A 17,826-nucleotide genomic window follows, 5' to 3' on the forward strand; every position below is an offset into this window, starting at 1 on the left:
TTTTTTTAGCTTTAAACTGCCGGATATCTCACAAGTTAATCGCGGAAATACCAGTAGCCGCTGTTAACCAGCTCGGTCAGCGTCGCCAAGAAGGACGGCTCGTCTAACGCATCACCGAGCATTTCGGCGCTAACGCTAAAGTGTTGGCACAACGCATCGGCCGCAGGCAGGTGCGGAGTATCGATCAATTCGCCGTTAACAAAGCAATTATCACCTAGGCGAATAACCCGCAGTCCGCTCAGGCGATGTAACTCTTCACCTTGGCTCAGCAACTCATAGATCTCACCAGCCTGATAAGGCGGTTCCGGTGGCGAAATATCCAGTTCATGGCGAGACTGGGACACGAACTCGCCGAACCAGTGTTGGAAATGCTCAGGCTGTTGGAACAATTCCAGCATCATTTGGCGCAGCGTATCCATTTCCTCTGGCAATACGTCCGCCGGACGATTACGCAGTTTCAGATCTGGATCGCTATAACGCTTGCTGCCTAACTCTCTGGCCAGCACGTAATCGGCAAAGCCGCTGACCAGTTCCCGGCCGTTAGGCGCACGGAACCCGACGGAATAGTTCAGCGCGTTTTCCAACGCGTAGCCTTCGTGCGGGAATCCAGGCGGAATATACAGAATATCGCCCGGCTCCATTTCTTCATCGATAATGGCGTCGAATGGGCCGACTTGCAGTAAATCAGGATGAGGACAGTGCTGTTTCATCGGCACTTTTTCACCTACGCGCCAACGGCGGCGACCCGTACCCTGAATAATAAATACGTCATATTGATCAAAATGAGGGCCAACGCCACCGCCCGGTACGGAATAGGAGATCATCAGATCATCCATTCGCCAGTCTGATAGCGCACGGAACGGACGCATCAGCGCTGCCGATGGCTCATGCCAATGATCGACGGCCTGAACCAGCAGAGACCAATTGGTTTCCCCTAAATGATCGTAGCTCTCGAACGGCCCGTGGCTGACCTGCCAGCGACCTTCCTGATGGCTGACCAAACGGCTATCCACCTCCGTTTCCATAGCCAGACCGGCTAATTCATCGGGAGATAGGGGGTCGATAAAGTTTTTAAAGCCGCGTTTCAGGATCACGGGGCGCTTTTGCCAATAGCGTTGCAGGAAGTCTTGCCAATCCAGATCGAGTTGGTAATCCATTTTTTATCCCAGGGATTGAGTGAACTTGCGAATGATTATAACGGATGGCGCGTGACAGTATCAGGGGCAGGGCGGCAAATTTTGTAGGAATGGCACTGGATGCAGAAAATGCGGACGATTCTCTGCGTCCGCACAGAGCATTTGAGAAATTTATTTGGCAAATGAATCCGGTTATGAATTATTCGTCGTGATGCTGATCTTGCTGTCGCCCAAAGGTTACCAGCATTTTGGCTCCGCCTAAGGGACTGTCGGTAACGGAAATTCGCCCCTGGTACTGTTCAATAATTTCTGCCGCGACGGATAATCCCAGCCCTTGCCCAGGACGTAAGGTATCAACCCGCTGACCGCGTTGGAAAATCACTTCGCGCTTGCTCTCCGGAATGCCAGGGCCGTCATCGTCCACAACGATGGTGAGTTGTTTTTCCGAGTGCAGGGCGGTAATTTCCACGAACTCGAGACAGTATTTGCAGGCATTTTCCAGCACGTTGCCCATCACTTCCATAAAGTCGTTTTTCTCCCCCATAAAGGTGACCTCGGGGGAGATATCCAGAGTGAGTACGACGCCTTTACGCTGATAAACCTTGTTTAATGCACTGCATAAACTATCTAAAAGCGCCGGAACTGAATGGATTTCCCGAGCTAATACATTGTGTTCAGAGCGCATGCTAGCGCGATGGAGATAATAGCCAATCTGCTGGGAGATTCGGCTAATTTGTTCCAGCATGATAGGCTCCACTTCTTCGATAGTGGCCTGTTTGCCGGAGCGCAACGAGCGCAGCGTGGTTTGCAGCACCGCCAGCGGGGTTTTAAGACTGTGGGTCAGATCGGAAAGTGTTGTGCGATATTTGGTATAGCGCTGGCGCTCGTTGGTCAGCAAAATATTCAGGTTTCGCACCAAGCTGAGCAACTCGCGCGGCGGATTTTCATCCAACTGTTCCCGCTCGCCTTTTTCCAGCTGGCTGATTTGGCTGACCAAAGCTTTGATAGGGCGCAGGCTCCAGTACGCCGCCAGCCACAACAGGGGGACGACCAACAACAGGTTGGCGAGCAGTACATAACTAAACCAGTTCCATACCATATCCGAACGCTGTAGCTCTTGCGGAATAGTATCTACCACCACAATGGTTAAAGCGGGAAGGCGTTCGGTCGCCTGATATGCGTTGACGGAAACCGAGTGCGTTAGCGCGCTGGCGTCGGTGTCGTCGTATTTCTTCAGCTGATCCTGCGCTTTGGGGTTGTCCCCTAATACCGCGCTACTGATTTCGGTACCGGTATCCAACTCATAGAACCCGGGTTTGCTAAGCCAGCTTTTCTGAATATGAGATTCCAGTTCAGGCACATGGCGCTGTCGCCACAGAATGTTGCCGTTATGGTCATAAATCAGTACCAGCGTAGGAACATTCAGCTCCAGCTCGGGAGGAATGGTAATGCTGAGTTTGTTGTCATGCCATTGAGCCAGACTAAAGAACAGATTGCTTTCCCCCCGATGAGCGCGGAAGGTGTTTTTATCGAAGCTAACAATATAGCCCACCACCGCTACCATTCCGTAGGACAGCGAAAGCGCTAGAATCACGCCCGCCGTAGCCATCAGGAAGCGGGCGCGCAGGGAGAAAGGTTTACTGTTCGATTTAAACATGGCGATTAGTTGGCATCAAACCGGTAGCCTTGGCCACGGATAGTGGTGATAACTTCTTTTTCGTGTTCGGCCTGCAATTTTTTGCGCAAACGGCCCATTAATACATCGATGGTATGGCTTTCGCGTAGTTCAGCGTCGGGGTAGAGCTGTAGCATCAGCGTGTCTTTACTGACGACTTTGCCCGCGTTTCGAATCAAAGTTTCGATAATGGTGTATTCAAAAGCGGTCAGTTTGATTTGTTGCTGATTCACGCACAGTTCACGGCGAGAGAGATCGATAAGGAACGGCGGGAATTCGATAATCTGCGAGGCCAGACCGCTGTTGCGGCGCATCAATGCCTGCATACGGGCAATGACTTCTTCCAGATGAAAGGGCTTGGTGACGTAATCGTCGGCACCGGCTTCCAGTACCGCCACTTTATCCTGCCAGCTTTCACGGGCGGTTAATACCAAAATGGGCAACTTGGTTTGATGACTACGCCAGCGGCGARTCAGGCTTAGCCCGTCTTCACCCGGCAGGCCGAGATCGATAATGGCGATATCCGGAGCATGTTCCTGCAAAAAATAGTCGGCTTCTTTCGCATCTTCGGCGGCATCGACCTGGTGTCCCATCTCGCGCATCTGTACCGAAAGGTGATGACGCAGTAGAGCATTATCTTCTACGACTAAAACGCGCATACCAAATTCCTCAAAAAACTTGAACCGGGTAAAAACTTACCCGGAAAAATAAGGGTGAGATTGATGGATCAGAAAGTATAACGCAAACCAACCTGACCAATCTGATCGTCTACCTTCCAGTTATGGTAGGTATAACCGACTTCAGCCGCCAGACTTTGCGTTAGGGCATAGCTCGCCTCAATACGTGCTTCGTGATACATCTTGCTATCATATTCCGCCAGGCGATAGGCAACGTCTAAGCCAATGTCCTGGGTCAATTTAGTCTTGATACCGACTTCACCGGTCGCGCTGTTGTAAGCTTCTGTTTTATCGCCATCTTTCTTAACATCGTACAGCATTGCGTGGCGGCTTGCACCGGCCAGCAGGTACATATCCGCATCTGGCGTCAGAGCAAAATGATAACCCACGCCAAGCAAACCATCGCCCATACCGCGATCGTTATCTGCGATAGCGCYWWGSCKWKYKGCCATGAACAGATTGTTTTCAAAGCCATAACCGCCGTTTAAGTAGAAACCGTGCATTTTGTCGCTACCAATGTGGCTGGTGCCAGATTGGTTAAATTGCTTATCGAAACTTTGCTTATTATCAATGGAACCGAATTGAATACCCCCGGCGATAAAGGTGTAATCATCCGCGATAGCCAAAGTGCTAGTAGCGATAAGTGCCGCTGCTAATAAAGATTTTCTGAACATAACTGCTCCTATGATAGTTATTCCCTGGATGTCCGCAGGCAATTATCAACGGGAGAAACTAAACCTTTATTCAACAAGGGGGCAGTGTAAGTAAATGATAGTTAAACGGCAGAGCGTCGGATACTGAAAAATAAGCAGGCGACGGGGAGCCGCCTGCTGCAAAGACTTACTTCAGTTCATCCACCAGTGCGACGGCACGGCCAATATAATTGGCTGGCGTCATGGTTTTCAAACGAACTTTTTCTTCTTCTGGCAGCGCCAAGCCATCGATAAAGGCTTGCATACCGGCGGCGTCAACACGTTTGCCTCGCGTCAGCTCTTTCAGTTTTTCGTATGGTTTTTCAATGCCATAACGACGCATAACCGTTTGAATCGGCTCGGCCAGCACTTCCCAGTTATGATCCAATTCGTCCAACAGATGAGGTTCGTTAACTTCCAGCTTGCTGATGCCTTTCATCGTTGACTGATAGGCGATCAACGCGTAGCCCAGACCCACGCCGAGGTTACGCAGCACGGTTGAGTCGGTCAGGTCGCGCTGCCAGCGGGAAACCGGCAGTTTGCTTGCCAGATGCCCCAATACGGCGTTAGAAAGACCCAGATTACCTTCGGAGTTTTCGAAGTCGATCGGGTTAACTTTGTGCGGCATGGTGGAAGAACCGATTTCACCTGCAATAGTTTTTTGTTTGAAGTGATTGAGTGCGATGTAACCCCAAATATCACGATCGAAATCGATCAAAATAGTGTTAAAGCGCGCTACGCAGTCAAACAATTCGGCGATGTAATCGTGTGGCTCGATTTGTGTGGTGTACGGGTTCCAGTTGATGCCCAGCGAGGTCACGAAGCTCTCGCTAAACTGGTGCCAGTCAACTTCCGGATAAGCCACGATGTGAGCGTTATAGTTGCCGACGGCGCCGTTAATTTTGCCCAGAATTTCAACCTGAGACAGCTGACGGAACTGGCGCTCCATACGGTAAGCCACGTTCGCCATTTCTTTGCCAACGGTGGATGGCGTTGCAGGCTGGCCGTGAGTTCGGGACAACAGCGGCAAATCGCGATATTGGTGGGCCAGTGCTTTGATGGCGTCGATCATCTGGCGCCAGAAAGGTAAAATCACTTCCTGACGAGCGGTTTGCAGCATCAGAGCGTGAGACAGGTTATTGATATCTTCTGAAGTACAAGCAAAGTGAATGAATTCTGACACTGCATGCAGTGCAGGAATGCTTTCAACTTTCTCTTTCAGAAAATATTCAACCGCTTTGACGTCATGGTTAGTGGTGCGTTCGATGGCCTTAATGCGCAGGGCATCCTGTTCATTGAACTCTGCCACGATCTTGTCGAGGTAAGCGTTTGCGTTGGCATCAAAAGCAGGGACTTCTTTAATTTCTGCGCAGGCTGCCAGTTTTTGCAGCCAACGTACTTCGACCTGCACGCGGAATTTCAGCAAACCAAATTCGCTGAAGATAGCGCGCAGTGCGCTGACTTTGTCGCCGTAGCGTCCATCAATTGGGGATACGGCGGTCAGTGAGGATAATTCCATCGGTAGCAACTCCTGGGATCAAATATTAACGATGAGCAAGAATACTCTGCGCCTGCTTAAACAGACGATTACGAGAAAACATAAGCTGTAAACGGCTTCCACCTACCTGTTGCCACAGCACCGCAGAGCGGATACCGGCTAACAGGGCGGCGCGAACTTTGGCCTGGATTAAGGTGCTTTGCAGCATGGCCGGGTTGCCGGTAACCTGAATGCGCGGCCCAAGTGGGCTAATTACATCCACATAAATGGCGGCCAGAGCGCTCATCATAGTCTCTGATTCGAGATCAAAATGAGCGAGCTGACGATCTAACTGACTGATACGTTCGCCCAAGGTGCTCATGGCTGACTGGTGAGCATTTAGCTTCCGCTCCAATACCATCAGGCTCAGAGCGTAACGCGTCAGTTCGGCGCTAGGGCCTTGGCGGTTGGCATTCAGCACTACCTGCAAGGTTTCCAGCCCCATGGTGAGGAATTTCTCATCTCCACCGTACACCGCAAGAGTCGAATCGGGATTGGTCAGCAGCACGCTGTTGAGTGAAGTATGCAGTGCCTCGTTGTCGCATTGACCTTCGTGAGCCAGTTGCTGAACCAGACGCGCAGACTGGCAGATACCTGCCAGCGCCAGCGTGATGTCGTAATAATTCTTTGCCACGATTGCTCCTGTCGAGATTATTGGTCGCTAACGGGGTGACGTGATTCGATGATACCGCCGCCGAGACAGATTTCGCCCTGATAAAACACCGCGGACTGACCGGGGGTAACGGCGGCAACCGGATTGTCGAAACGCACATCGATACGTTCGTCATCCAACGGCGTAACCGTGCAAGGAATATCTTGCTGGCGGTAACGGGTTTTCACCACGCAGCGGAATGGAGCCGTAACCGGTTCGCGATCGACCCAATGTAATTGCTGAGCAATCAAACCGGTAGACATCAAACGCGGGTGCTCATGGCCTTGGGCTACAATCAGCAAGTTGTTGGCAACGTCTTTATCCACCACATACCACGGGTCATCGCCACCTTCTTTGGTGCCGCCGATACCCAGACCTTTACGCTGGCCCAGAGTGTGGTACATCAAACCTTGGTGTTCGCCGACGTGTTTGCCTTCAACGGTCATAATCGGGCCGGGTTGAGCAGGCAGGTAACGGCCGAGGAAATCGCGAAATTTCCGCTCGCCGATAAAGCAGATACCGGTTGAGTCTTTCTTCTTGGCGGTAACCAGATCCAGCTCTTCCGCGATACGGCGGACTTCCGGTTTTTCCAGTTCGCCAACCGGGAACAGGCTTTGCGCCAATTGATCGTGGCCCAGCGTATATAAGAAGTAGCTTTGGTCTTTATTGCCATCCAGACCGCGCAGCAGTTGGCTTTTGCCATTGACATCGTGGCGACGAACATAGTGGCCGGTGGCGATGTAATCGGCGCCCAGATCTTCGGCGGCAAATTCAAGGAAGGCTTTAAATTTGATTTCTTTATTGCACAGAATATCCGGATTTGGCGTGCGCCCAGCCTTGTACTCTTCGAGGAAGAGTTCAAAAACATTATCCCAATATTCTGCGGCGAAATTGACGGTGTGTAACTCCATGCCCAGCTTATCGCACACTGCCTGAGCATCGGCCAAATCGGTCGCTGCGGAGCAATATTCTTCATCGTCGTCTTCTTCCCAGTTCTTCATGAACAGGCCTTCAACCTGATAGCCCTGTTGTTGTAGCAGGTAAGCTGAAACGGACGAATCGACACCGCCGGACATACCGACGATTACTTTTTTCTGGCTGTTATCTGACATGGGAGTCTCACTAACTTAAGCGCCGAGCGTGCTGACAATGGATAATCCGTTTCGCATTGCGCGGCAAACAAGGCATTACAAAAACAAGCGTCGGATTTTATCACGTTGCCTGTCGGGGCGCACCGCACAATCACGGCTTAGGGTAAATTACGCCAATTAATTATCGGGCTGAATCAATGTGGCCAGTTAAAGGTACTAATTAGATCGAGCGAGTAGCGCTCAGGCTGCAAATAACAGCGGATACTTTCGGCAACCAGAGGAGAGCGCAGATTGGGTGCGTGCAATATTTCATCGGCGGTTAGCCACAGGCAGCGATCGATATCGCTATCGTGAGGCTGAGTAGGCAAAATGGTTACCAGTTCAATCACAAAGGCGAAGCGTAGGAACGGCGTATTATCGGGTGCAACCCATTGATGCATCCGTAAAAAGGATTGAGGCGTCGCGCGAATACCGGTTTCTTCCCACAGTTCGCGTTCTGCGGCCTGTAGCAAGGTTTCATCGGCTTCCAAATGACCGGCCGGTTGGTTCCACAGCGCTTTGCCATTAATAGTTTCTTCAACCACTAAAAACTTGTCTTGAGAATGCACCACGCAGGCCACGGTAACATGAGGTTTAAACATCGTTAATCTCCTTCCATTGGCCGGGTTGTAAATCTCCCAGGCTAAGATTACCCATACTAAAACGAATCAGTCGCAGGGTAGGAAAACCGACGTGGGCGGTCATTCTGCGTACCTGACGATTGCGTCCTTCGTACAGGGTTATTTTCAGCCAACGGGTCGGGATAGATTTGCGCTCCCGAATTGGCGGATTTCTTGGCCACAGCCACTCCGGTTCCGGCACTTTTTCAGCGCCAGCGGGAAGCGTGGGGCCATCTTTTAACGTCACGCCCTGACGTAAACGGCGAAGTGCTTCTTCGTCCGGTTCACCTTCAACCTGAACATAATAGACCTTACCGGTTTTTTTCCCCGGTTGCGTCAGTTTTGCCTGTAATTTCCCATCGTTAGTCAGAACCAGCAAACCTTCGCTATCTCTATCCAAACGACCGGCGGCATAAACATCATTAAAAGGAATAAAACCCTTCAATGTTGCCCGTCCAGCCTCATCGGTAAACTGTGGTAACACATCAAATGGCTTATTCATTAACACCACGCGACGTGGGCCTTGCACCGGCGCAGGTTTCGCCTGTGAGCGGGAGCTGAATCGGTTAACTTTGTGATTTTTAACAGAGATTTTATTCATGATGATTGCGCTTCCAGTTGATTAGCGCATTATACATCAATCCGTTTTGGATTGGCGTGAAACGAATATTCAAGTACTATTGACAAGAATCTTACAAGGCATTAACAAAAATTGCGCTGAAGGAGAGGTTGATGGAAAGCAAAGTAGTTGTTCCGGCAGAAGGTAAAAAAATTACGGTCGACGCTAAGGGTAAATTAGTCGTTCCTAATAACCCGATCATTCCGTTCATTGAAGGCGACGGCATTGGCGTTGACGTGACTCCTGCTATGATCAACGTAGTGGATGCAGCGGTTAAGAAGGCCTATAACGGCGAGCGTAAAATCTCCTGGATGGAAATTTACACCGGTGAGAAGTCAACTCAGGTTTACGGTAAAGATGTCTGGCTGCCAGAAGAAACTCTGGATCTGATCCGCGATTATCGCGTTGCCATCAAAGGCCCATTGACCACTCCGGTTGGCGGCGGTATTCGTTCTCTGAACGTGGCTCTGCGTCAACAGCTTGATCTGTATATTTGCCTGCGTCCGGTACGTTATTACGAAGGCACCCCAAGCCCGGTAAAACACCCAGAACTGACTGATATGGTGATTTTCCGCGAAAACGCCGAAGATATCTATGCCGGTATTGAGTGGAAGGCCGGTTCACCAGAAGCTGAGAAAGTGATCAAGTTCCTGCGTGACGAAATGGGTGTGAAGAAAATTCGCTTCCCTGAACAATGCGGTATCGGTGTAAAACCTTGTTCAGAAGAAGGCACTAAACGTCTGGTGCGTGCGGCGATTGAGTATGCAATCGACAACGATCGTGAATCAGTTACTCTGGTTCACAAAGGCAACATTATGAAATTCACCGAAGGCGCTTTCAAAGACTGGGGTTACCAGTTGGCGCGTGAGGAATTTGGTGGTGAGCTGATCGACGGCGGCCCGTGGGTTAAGATTAAGAACCCAAAAAATGGCAAAGATATCATCGTTAAAGACGTTATCGCCGATGCCTTCTTACAGCAAATCTTGCTGCGTCCGGCTGAATACGATGTTATCGCCTGTATGAACCTCAACGGCGACTATATTTCTGATGCTTTGGCTGCACAGGTCGGCGGTATTGGTATTGCTCCGGGTGCCAACATCGGTGACGAATGCGCGCTGTTTGAAGCGACCCACGGCACGGCACCTAAGTATGCTGGTCAGGATAAAGTGAACCCAGGTTCTATTATTCTCTCCGCAGAAATGATGCTGCGTCATATGGGCTGGACTGAAGCCGCTGATTTAATCATTAAAGGCACTGAAGGCGCGATTCAGGCCAAGACAGTGACTTATGACTTCGAACGTTTGATGGAAGGCGCTAAGCTGCTGAAATGCTCAGAGTTTGGCAACGCTATCATTAAACACATGTGATATTGACATGTCTATAAAACTTCACGGGAGCTTATGCTTCCGTGGGTTTTCCAACTACTTAGTATTTCTTCTGCAAAACTCCTGCAAAACCCTCCTGCAAAACTGTACAAAAAACACCCTCAATTAAACAGCTAATACCAGCCATTCTTTACCCCTATCATCATTATATTTATCAGTCATAGCCTGATTTTTATGTCCGAGTAATGTTTTAGTATCCACTCCTTGTTCTCGATATAACCGCTCTGCTAGGGATCGCTGTTCATGGAAAGTAGGTGGGGTACCCTCTTTCCATTGCAATCCACTTTTATCTCTGGCCGCCGAAAATCCGGTAGTGATTGCGTTGCTAGATACTTGACCACCACGTTTAGCCATTGATGTTGTATGATGATAATGAAGCATGTACGGACTAACGATCATATTGCGACACCGTGCTATAACATCTTGCAGCGTATAACCGACAGTCTCACATTTTAAGGTTATGGGTATGGCTATTCTGGTGCCCGTTTTTTCCTGCACGATATGAAGGTGATTATCCCAAACATCGCTAAATTTCATGCCAGCGATGTCACCTAAGCGCTGACCGGTAACCAAAGCAAGAAGCATTGCATTTTGGATATAACCTTGCATATTGGCAGCGGCATTAAATATTGACTCCCATTCATCAAAGTTCAAGCGAATACGGGTAACCTTGTTTGCTGGTTGCTTGGTGGCCAGAGCAGGGTTATAGCCAGGCGGCACCTCCCCAGCGTGTTGAGCTTCTTTGTACACATCGATCAGCACCATCCGAACAACCTGCGCCATCCGTTTTTGCCCCTTCTCCTTATACTCTTCAATGACAAAGGCTATATCTCTAGCGCCAACATCAGGAAGGGTTAGCATTCCACAATGACGTCTGAACGCTTCGACTGGTGCATTTTTTTGCTTAAGTGTGTTGAGTTTTATTTCCTCACTGTCGTAACGTTCTTTCTGGATAGTGAGATAGCGATCCAGCCAAGAGTTAACTGTTATTGCCTTACCAGTTTTGAGACTGATCTCATCTCGCGCTTTGAGCAATTGCCCCATTTGTTGACGGGCAAAACGGCTATTAGCCTCAATAGCGATAGCCTTTGCTGCAGCCTCATCATCACCTAATCCATGAAATTTACGGGTAATAGGATGCTTATAACGCCAGTAGACCTTTTTAGTTCTGGCGTCGGTATAGCACGATAGACCCGGTACATTTATGTTGTACTTACGAGGTCTGGCCATCTTCCATTATCCTCTTCAACCTTAAATCATCATCTTTCTTCACTGCCGGTTTGACGGTCACGCCGACAAATCGTGCGTTCTTGTCCACTCGCCAGCACCTGCCAGCTTTAAACGGTGGCGGTGAGATCATGCCATGTTGCGCATATTTTAGTAACGTTGGATAGCTGGGGATCGGCTCGTCAAACTCCTCGGCGGCCCATACATCCAAAGTCTGAGTTCTAGCCATAATTAGCCGCCTTGCTTATCTGTAGGGTAAAACGTTTCTGAATATTTTGACGGATAGTCCGCCAAGTAGTCGCTTAATGTCCGTGAACAATTCTATTCGCTATCCTGGCTGGTGGCTGTTATCAGGCGCTGATAAATGGCTGATACATATCTTGCCTGGTGCAACGCATCGGCCAGTGCATTGTGCCGTTCGCCGTCAAAAGGCATATCGCGCTTGGGATCAAAGCCGATTGCTCGCCCCAGTTTTACGATGGTGCGTACGTCGAGATCATTAAACCAGCTCCAACATGGTGACATCTGGCAACGCTCATACGCCGCACGCAAAATAACGTTGTCGAACGCTGCGCCATTACCCCAGACGTGTAAGTATCTGGTGCTTGGGCAATGTTCAGAAGCAAATTGATTTAAGTTCAATAAAGCTGCTCTGATCGGCGTTGGGTCATAGGCAATCGCTGAACGTGCCTCACTGCTTTGGGTTAGCCACCAAAGAATGGTGCTAGCATCAGCGATGGCACCGAGGGACATTTCACTTTCGAGATCGACCGCGGTATAAAATTCAGCGCCAATTTCGCCGGTAGCCGGTTCAAAGAATACTGCGCCGATCGCCACTATCGGGGCGTTAGGCTTGTTGCCCATAGTTTCCAGGTCGATCATTAGGTTTTTCATTTATTTTCCTTGGTTGCTTAAATAGAGAATGCCATCGACCGGCAGGCATTCATATTCAGGTGGCAGGCCTTGCTGTTGAATGTCAGCCAGGCAGTTTTTATCATCGGGATAGATATAGCCTTGCGGTTCGTACTGGCAGGGCTGGAAGGTGTAGCAGACCAGCAGAAACAGTCCGACACTCATAGGCTTTGCCCTTCGCCAACCAGTTCGTTGTAACGCTGGATAAACATGGCGCGAGCCTGAACGGAGCCAACGGGAATAATGGCGATGTCTTCTGACGGTGGGATGCCTTCGAGCATCGGCCAGACTTTGCCATCATCTATATCCAGATCCCGGCGTTCGGTGGCCAGCATGACCAGGTCGGCATAATGGACAGAAAAACCCATCTCATCAGGCAGCCCAAATTTCTCCCGGATAACCAAATCAATCTGGCGTTCTACGGCTTGGTAATCAGGCAATAAGCGTTTAAGAGGGGAGGGAATATCTTTGCAGTAGGCTTCGCTGGCATCATGCAACAAGGCTTCAAGGGCAAACTCAGCACCGATAATCTGACTCATCAGCACACTGTGCTGCGCCACGCTGTAGAAATTTGGCAGGTGACCAGCAAAACGGCATTCATGTGATAACGCCTGTGCAATATCTTCAATACAAATACTTTCTGCAGTCGGTTTTGAATAATCAAAACGCTGACCGGAAAACGTTGTAATACACGTCATAAATATACTCCACACGGTTTTTAGGTAATACTCCACCAAATACCCCATCGCTGGGATATTTGAGGTTGTACTAATAATTAATGTTTATGCGTTAAAATTACCGATAAATGTTTCTACTTCTACGCCGTCAAATTTCGCAATTAATAGATCGCGAAATTCCTGCGCTATTTTTTCTTGCTCGCCTTCCAACTGAACAATGCGCAAAACCAGAACCGGCACATCACCGCCAGTCAGGATACTGTAGCGTAATTTAAATCGACGCTCGCCAAGCCCTTCGTATGGCACACATTTAAACTCAAAGGTGGCAGGCATAATATCTTTGCTCTTTGCTTCTACGGTTTCCATAACGGAACGCTTACCGCTGAAATCGTTGTCTTCATGATCGGATGAACTGGTTGATTCAATGGTAATGCGGCGTACTGCGCCTACAGCTTGTCGGATATCTAATACAACACCATCAGCATCAAAGGCCATAAGGTATTCGCGCCAGTCTTCCAGCCACTCGGCCAGCTCTTTCTGGCGCTTCTTCTGACCATCAATAGCCAGTAACTCACGGAATGGGGCGGTTTTTTTGAGAGATAAATTGGCGGTGTTATCCGCATGACCAGGTTCTTCAAGTGTACCGAGGTTAAACACGGTCTTGGCACTCATATCATCGGCATCGATAAAGCAACGCACACCATTACCTGCGTAACCAGAGGAATATTTCACATACTCATCAATGCTGCTGGTTTTTAAGTTGCCACGGAAACGGAAGCGACCGTTCTGGAATTTTTCGAGGCTGTGAACAGTAACATCATTGGGCAAAGCAATAGTCAAACAATCAGCAGAAGATAATTTCGCTTCCACTTGAGTCGTCATTGCCATATTGCGAATTTCTTGAATTGCAGACGAGTTTAATGCTTGAGACATATTAAGTCCTTAATATAAATAATAAGTTAAATAGCAAGATGGATTTAAATTGGTTGCGTTTAATTAACGGTTTTTAATCTTCCGTCAGTCTCGCCTTTAATAGTGAATAGCTGGCCTTGGTCTTCCTGCATAATTGCCAGCTTACCGCCTTTACCTACATACATTGGTGTTTCGGTAGTATCTTCTTCGGACGATTTACCGCGTGGCGTCGGGGTTGTAAATTTCAGTTTATGGGCAATCATGACGCGCTTTTCTTCCATTGAGTTGCTGATCCGCGACAGATCAAACTCAACGATGACTTTACCTTTGCCGCCATTATTCAGAACGCCTAATGCCGCCGCATTCAACGCTGCTGATATTTTGTTTTCAAAAATACCGGCATCCAACTCACCGAGAAAATCCGGCACATTGGTTTTTCTATCTTCACTACTCATCGGGGTGACCCTCAGTTACGCAGTGCAACACTGCAGTTAGTTACTCCACACACATAGAGAAGAGCACCGGAACGGGGGCTTTATACTGTACAGGTTAAAAGGGATAACCCGTCCGGAGCACTTCTCTGTGTGAAAAGGGCGGCTGGCCTAATCTGGTGTTGGCAGGCGCAGCCGCAAAAGACACAGCACAGCAATGGAACTCAAATCTGTGCCTGGTTACTTCTCCACCTCAGGCGGCGGTGGTATCCTCAAAGTCCCTACAACAAGGAGGATTTTTCTGTGAACAATGAAAATATAAACATTCGTCTTAAAGCTATGGAACTTGCCATTACGCGTCTTGCAACTTCAATTACTGAAAATGGCGGGCCATCATCTACAGATCTAGAAGGACACATTCTTTATTTTCGAGAGCGTCTTGGTCGTGGTGATTTAGAACCTCAACAAGAACTGATTTTCAAACAAACACTGGCGCTGCTTGATCCGCTATCACCAAAACCAGGCGACCTGTTTTAATTATCCGTTTCACAAAGGCTTTTACTGGTGTAATAACCACGCTTCACGGCTGCTTGATTACTCAGCATCGACTCAGCGAGGCGTATGTTTTGGTTGGTTTTTGCATTAGGTTTAAGTTTCTGGAGTTCTTTGGAGTCCTCGAGCAACAAACGAATCAATGCAATTTCACATTCATTAATAGCCTGGTATTTAAGCCCGGAAGGTAGGTTAAATGTCCTGCCTTCAAGTTTATCGCTATCTTTTTTGCTGATTTCCATCCTGATTACTCCACACTGTTAACCCTACTAAGCGAATCATCCGATGTTTCTATGCCACCGGCAGCTACTACGTGGGCGTCCTGCTGTAAGTATCCCAGCTTTAGTTCCACACACTTTTTGAGATTTCCGGTTTCTCAGCCATCAGCCGATATTCTTCCGGCGTCAGATTATTCAGGGATTCATGAGGCCGCTCACTGTTGTATTCATTCAGCCAGCGCTCCGTTATTTCCCGTGCTTCATTCAGTGTTCTGAACAGATAAAAATCCAGTATTTCGGTCCGGTACGTTCGGTTAAACCGTTCGATAAACGCGTTCTGTGTTGGTTTGCCGGGCTTGATAAATTCCAGCATCACGCCATGGTCTTCAGCCCATTGTGCCAGCGCCAGTGATATCAATTCCGGCCCGTTATCCATCCGCATCTTCAGCGGATAGCCACGGTTTGCCGCTATTCTGTCCAGCACCCGCACAATGCGCTGCGCCGGAATATTCAGGTCAATTTCGATAGCCAGAGCCTCGCGGTTAAAATCATCCACGACGTTGAAGGTCCGAAAACGTCGGCCACATGTCAGCGCGTCGTGCATAAAATCAATCGACCAGCTTTGGTTGAGGGCTTCCGGCGTGGCCAGCGGCGCCGGATTACGCACCGGCAGGCGTTGTTTCCCTTTACGACGAAAATTCAGTTTTAGCAGACAGTAAATCCGGTGTATGCGCTTGTGGTTCCAGGCGTATCCCTGCCTGCGAAGCACCTGAAAAAGCTTCTTAAATCCATAGCGGGGATAGCGTTCAGCCGCCTCAGTCAGCCTCTGGATCACCGGTTCATCACGTCGTGTATTCGGTTGATAACGAAACACCGTCCTGCTCAGCGATAACGTCCTGCATGCCTGGCGTATGCTCATCGTAAACTGCGTGGTCAGATAGTTGACGAGCTCACGCTTTATCGCTGGTTTTAAAGCTTTTTTTCGATGACGTCTTTCAGCGCACGGCATTCCAGACTCAGGTCGGCAAACATCTGCTTCAGACGGCGATTCTCGTCTTCTAGATCTTTGATTTTTTTGATATCAGCGGCTTCCATCCCGCCATATTTCGCCTTCCAATTGTAATAGCTGGCTTCGGAAATAGCAGCCTCGCGGCACACATCTTTGACGGTCCTACCCGCTTCGACGGACTTCAGTACGGCGATGATCTGGTGCTCGGTAAATCGGATCTTGCGCATAAGGATCTCCTCAGGTGACATCATCAGTATGTCGGAAGATCTCTAAAAGTGAATGGGCCGTTTAAGCGGGATACTTACACTGCCTGTTCGCTGTTGATGAACGTAATTAAACACCTAGGTTGTTTTTGTGTCAACAACTTTGGTTGTATTTTGCTTTGTTGGTTGTTTTTTTGTTGGTTTTAAAATAGAAATTTGATGGGAATGTTTCAAAGATTTTAGAGGTGAATCAAAGAATCGCTGCGAATTGGACTGATTAAGAGTAGACGTTTACGTGGCTCCCCAAGTAAGGGGAGCCAGAGAATGGTGGGTGCTTCTACTTTTTCTTATTTCTGAAATTATCATCATTCATACAGTAATTGTATGAATCCAAGATTAGCCCTGATAATCGTAGAATGTTCTCAGGACGATCTATTATGATTTGATTGCCAGGAGCCACTTCCAGTCCAGCTCGTTCAACTTCTGCGATAGCTTTTTCATCTAGCTCAATTGGTAGAATTATTGTTGGTCGCTGTTTGCTATCGAAATAACGCACAAGCCAACGGTTTGATTTTCCTTGGCAAAGAATATTATAGTAACTAGCTGTATCTTTTGCCGAAATATCAGCCTGTTCACCAAGTAATAATTGAATATTACTAAAAAATAATCTTTCGTTATGCGTAGTAACTATATTTGAATTTTCTGGGTCTACGACTGGCGCTGTTTCATCTGTTATTTTCATTTCTGGCGCTAGTACAGTTTCAATATTTTTGTCTTTGTTGGAAGCCATTGATAGCCCAGAAACGACCATCGCACTGACTGCTCGCTCTACTGCCATTTTTACTAATGGTGTGATGGTGTCGAGGAATTTTTGATTTAACTGTCGTTGTACGCTGGAGCGACTTGCAACATAACGAACAAAATCAGCATCAACATTTCTTAAACTATCACTGATAACATCGGTGAATGCTGATAAGTAAATGCTTTCTTCAGCCAAGGTTCTAAGTGCTTCTGGTTGGAACTGATCGTGGCGGAATTGATATAGCTGATGTGCATCAGAATCAGATGCTTCATCCACATCAATCTGTAGGAATGGAGAGGCATCCATAATATTTCTTTGCTTAAGATCAGTAAAGAAACGCCATTGTGTGCCATTAGTTATGGCTGCAATGGTGACTTCAGGTGTAGCGTTAAAATATCTAGAAAGCTGAGGACAATGGTTATCAAGTTTTTGATTATAACCCTTAGCCTCAATGAACATTACAGGAACACCATGGCAAAACAGAGCATAGTCGACTCGCTCACCTACTTTAACTCCAGGAAAATCAGCACCATACTCAGCTTTAACTTTTGTGGGGTCATAAGAGTTAAAACCAAGAATATCTAACATTGGTAATATTAATGCTTGTTTCGTAGTTTCTTCGGTAGAACAGTGATGGCTCACTTTTTTGACATGATCAGAGTGCGCTCTTAATTTCTCAGCGAATATCTTCATATTTTCCTTTAACTCTTAGTTTGAATGACACTCTTACCCTCATTGGACTACTTAGAAGTGAGAGCTA

General features: G+C 48.2%; 20 protein-coding genes and 1 pseudogene. 2 read left to right on the top strand and 19 right to left on the bottom strand.

The window, feature by feature from the left end; all coding sequences use genetic code 11:
- Positions 1-35: 35 nt before the first annotated feature.
- The 9 genes and pseudogenes from PL78_RS03275 to rluE form a co-directional block, all read right to left on the bottom strand.
- On the bottom strand, positions 36-1,157 hold the full coding sequence (locus PL78_RS03275; RefSeq protein ID WP_064513097.1) for a ribosomal protein uL16 3-hydroxylase: 1,122 nt from the start codon (positions 1,155-1,157) through the stop codon (positions 36-38).
- 178 nt (positions 1,158-1,335) lie between these two features.
- Entirely contained in the window at positions 1,336-2,793 is a 1,458-nt protein-coding gene (gene phoQ / locus PL78_RS03280) for a two-component system sensor histidine kinase PhoQ (protein WP_064513099.1), read from the bottom strand.
- 5 nt (positions 2,794-2,798) lie between these two features.
- The gene (phoP, locus tag PL78_RS03285; RefSeq protein WP_064513101.1) at positions 2,799-3,470 is read right to left on the bottom strand and encodes a two-component system response regulator PhoP; all 672 of its coding nucleotides are present in this window, start codon (positions 3,468-3,470) and stop codon (positions 2,799-2,801) included.
- Between the two features lie 68 nt (positions 3,471-3,538).
- A pseudogene (locus PL78_RS03290) lies at positions 3,539-4,162 on the bottom strand (porin family protein).
- 166 nt (positions 4,163-4,328) lie between these two features.
- Positions 4,329-5,699: an adenylosuccinate lyase gene (gene purB, locus PL78_RS03295; RefSeq protein ID WP_064513103.1), complete on the bottom strand. Its 1,371-nt coding sequence runs from the start codon at positions 5,697-5,699 to the stop codon at positions 4,329-4,331.
- Between the two features lie 25 nt (positions 5,700-5,724).
- Positions 5,725-6,351 carry a high frequency lysogenization protein HflD gene (gene hflD, locus PL78_RS03300; protein ID WP_049596395.1) on the bottom strand — a complete coding sequence of 209 codons (627 nt, stop codon included), beginning with the start codon at positions 6,349-6,351 and terminating at the stop codon, positions 5,725-5,727.
- A 17-nt stretch (positions 6,352-6,368) separates the two neighbouring features.
- Entirely contained in the window at positions 6,369-7,481 is a 1,113-nt protein-coding gene (gene mnmA / locus PL78_RS03305) for a tRNA 2-thiouridine(34) synthase MnmA (protein ID WP_064513105.1), read from the bottom strand.
- Positions 7,482-7,654: 173 nt separating this feature from the next.
- Positions 7,655-8,101, bottom strand: a complete 447-nt coding sequence (locus PL78_RS03310; protein WP_064513107.1) for an NUDIX hydrolase — start codon at positions 8,099-8,101, stop codon at positions 7,655-7,657.
- Entirely contained in the window at positions 8,094-8,720 is a 627-nt protein-coding gene (rluE, locus tag PL78_RS03315; protein WP_064513109.1) for a 23S rRNA pseudouridine(2457) synthase RluE, read from the bottom strand. Before rluE ends, PL78_RS03310 begins: the two co-directional genes overlap by 8 nt.
- A gap of 131 nt (positions 8,721-8,851) precedes the next feature.
- Between rluE and icd the strand changes: the two genes are divergently transcribed.
- The gene (gene icd / locus PL78_RS03320) at positions 8,852-10,105 is read left to right on the top strand and encodes an NADP-dependent isocitrate dehydrogenase (protein ID WP_049596391.1); all 1,254 of its coding nucleotides are present in this window, start codon (positions 8,852-8,854) and stop codon (positions 10,103-10,105) included.
- A 123-nt stretch (positions 10,106-10,228) separates the two neighbouring features.
- On the opposite strand, the gene PL78_RS03325 is transcribed toward icd, so the two are convergent.
- The 7 genes from PL78_RS03325 to PL78_RS03355 all read right to left on the bottom strand — a co-directional run bounded on the left by PL78_RS03325 (position 10,229) and on the right by PL78_RS03355 (position 14,306).
- Positions 10,229-11,353, bottom strand: coding sequence for a phage integrase Arm DNA-binding domain-containing protein (locus PL78_RS03325; RefSeq protein ID WP_064513112.1), 1,125 nt, complete (start codon positions 11,351-11,353; stop codon positions 10,229-10,231).
- Positions 11,337-11,579, bottom strand: a complete 243-nt coding sequence (locus tag PL78_RS03330; protein ID WP_064513113.1) for an excisionase — start codon at positions 11,577-11,579, stop codon at positions 11,337-11,339. The genes PL78_RS03325 and PL78_RS03330 overlap by 17 nt, the downstream gene beginning before the upstream one ends.
- A 92-nt stretch (positions 11,580-11,671) precedes the next feature.
- The gene (locus tag PL78_RS03335) at positions 11,672-12,244 is read right to left on the bottom strand and encodes a 3'-5' exonuclease (RefSeq protein ID WP_064513116.1); all 573 of its coding nucleotides are present in this window, start codon (positions 12,242-12,244) and stop codon (positions 11,672-11,674) included.
- A complete protein-coding gene (locus PL78_RS03340; protein ID WP_064513119.1) occupies positions 12,245-12,427 on the bottom strand; it encodes a hypothetical protein in 183 nt (60 codons plus the stop codon).
- Entirely contained in the window at positions 12,424-12,960 is a 537-nt protein-coding gene (locus PL78_RS03345) for a hypothetical protein (protein WP_064513121.1), read from the bottom strand. The genes PL78_RS03340 and PL78_RS03345 overlap by 4 nt, the downstream gene beginning before the upstream one ends.
- A gap of 84 nt (positions 12,961-13,044) precedes the next feature.
- Positions 13,045-13,872 (bottom strand): YfdQ family protein, encoded by an 828-nt coding sequence (locus PL78_RS03350; protein WP_064513122.1) that lies wholly within the window; start codon positions 13,870-13,872, stop codon positions 13,045-13,047.
- Positions 13,873-13,931: 59 nt separating this feature from the next.
- Positions 13,932-14,306 (bottom strand): hypothetical protein, encoded by a 375-nt coding sequence (locus PL78_RS03355; protein WP_064513125.1) that lies wholly within the window; start codon positions 14,304-14,306, stop codon positions 13,932-13,934.
- Between the two features lie 279 nt (positions 14,307-14,585).
- On the opposite strand from PL78_RS03355, the gene PL78_RS03360 reads away from it, so the two are divergent.
- A complete protein-coding gene (locus PL78_RS03360) occupies positions 14,586-14,819 on the top strand; it encodes a hypothetical protein (protein ID WP_038243042.1) in 234 nt (77 codons plus the stop codon).
- Here PL78_RS03360 and PL78_RS03365 read toward each other — a convergent pair.
- The 3 genes from PL78_RS03365 to PL78_RS03380 all read right to left on the bottom strand — a co-directional run bounded on the left by PL78_RS03365 (position 14,816) and on the right by PL78_RS03380 (position 17,759).
- Positions 14,816-15,076, bottom strand: a complete 261-nt coding sequence (locus PL78_RS03365; protein ID WP_005174523.1) for a hypothetical protein — start codon at positions 15,074-15,076, stop codon at positions 14,816-14,818. The genes PL78_RS03360 and PL78_RS03365 overlap by 4 nt on opposite strands.
- A 100-nt stretch (positions 15,077-15,176) precedes the next feature.
- Positions 15,177-16,288, bottom strand: a protein-coding gene (locus PL78_RS03370) for an IS3 family transposase (protein ID WP_145933944.1) whose coding sequence is annotated in 2 segments (ribosomal slippage) — positions 15,177-16,027 and positions 16,027-16,288 — 1,113 coding nt in all. Because the reading frame shifts where the segments join, the coding sequence is not laid out codon by codon here.
- A gap of 313 nt (positions 16,289-16,601) precedes the next feature.
- On the bottom strand, positions 16,602-17,759 hold the full coding sequence (locus PL78_RS03380) for a type I restriction endonuclease (RefSeq protein ID WP_038243038.1): 1,158 nt from the start codon (positions 17,757-17,759) through the stop codon (positions 16,602-16,604).
- Positions 17,760-17,826: the final 67 nt, after the last annotated feature.

This window comes from Yersinia entomophaga (assembly GCF_001656035.1).
In the GTDB taxonomy this organism is placed as follows: domain Bacteria; phylum Pseudomonadota; class Gammaproteobacteria; order Enterobacterales; family Enterobacteriaceae; genus Yersinia; species Yersinia entomophaga.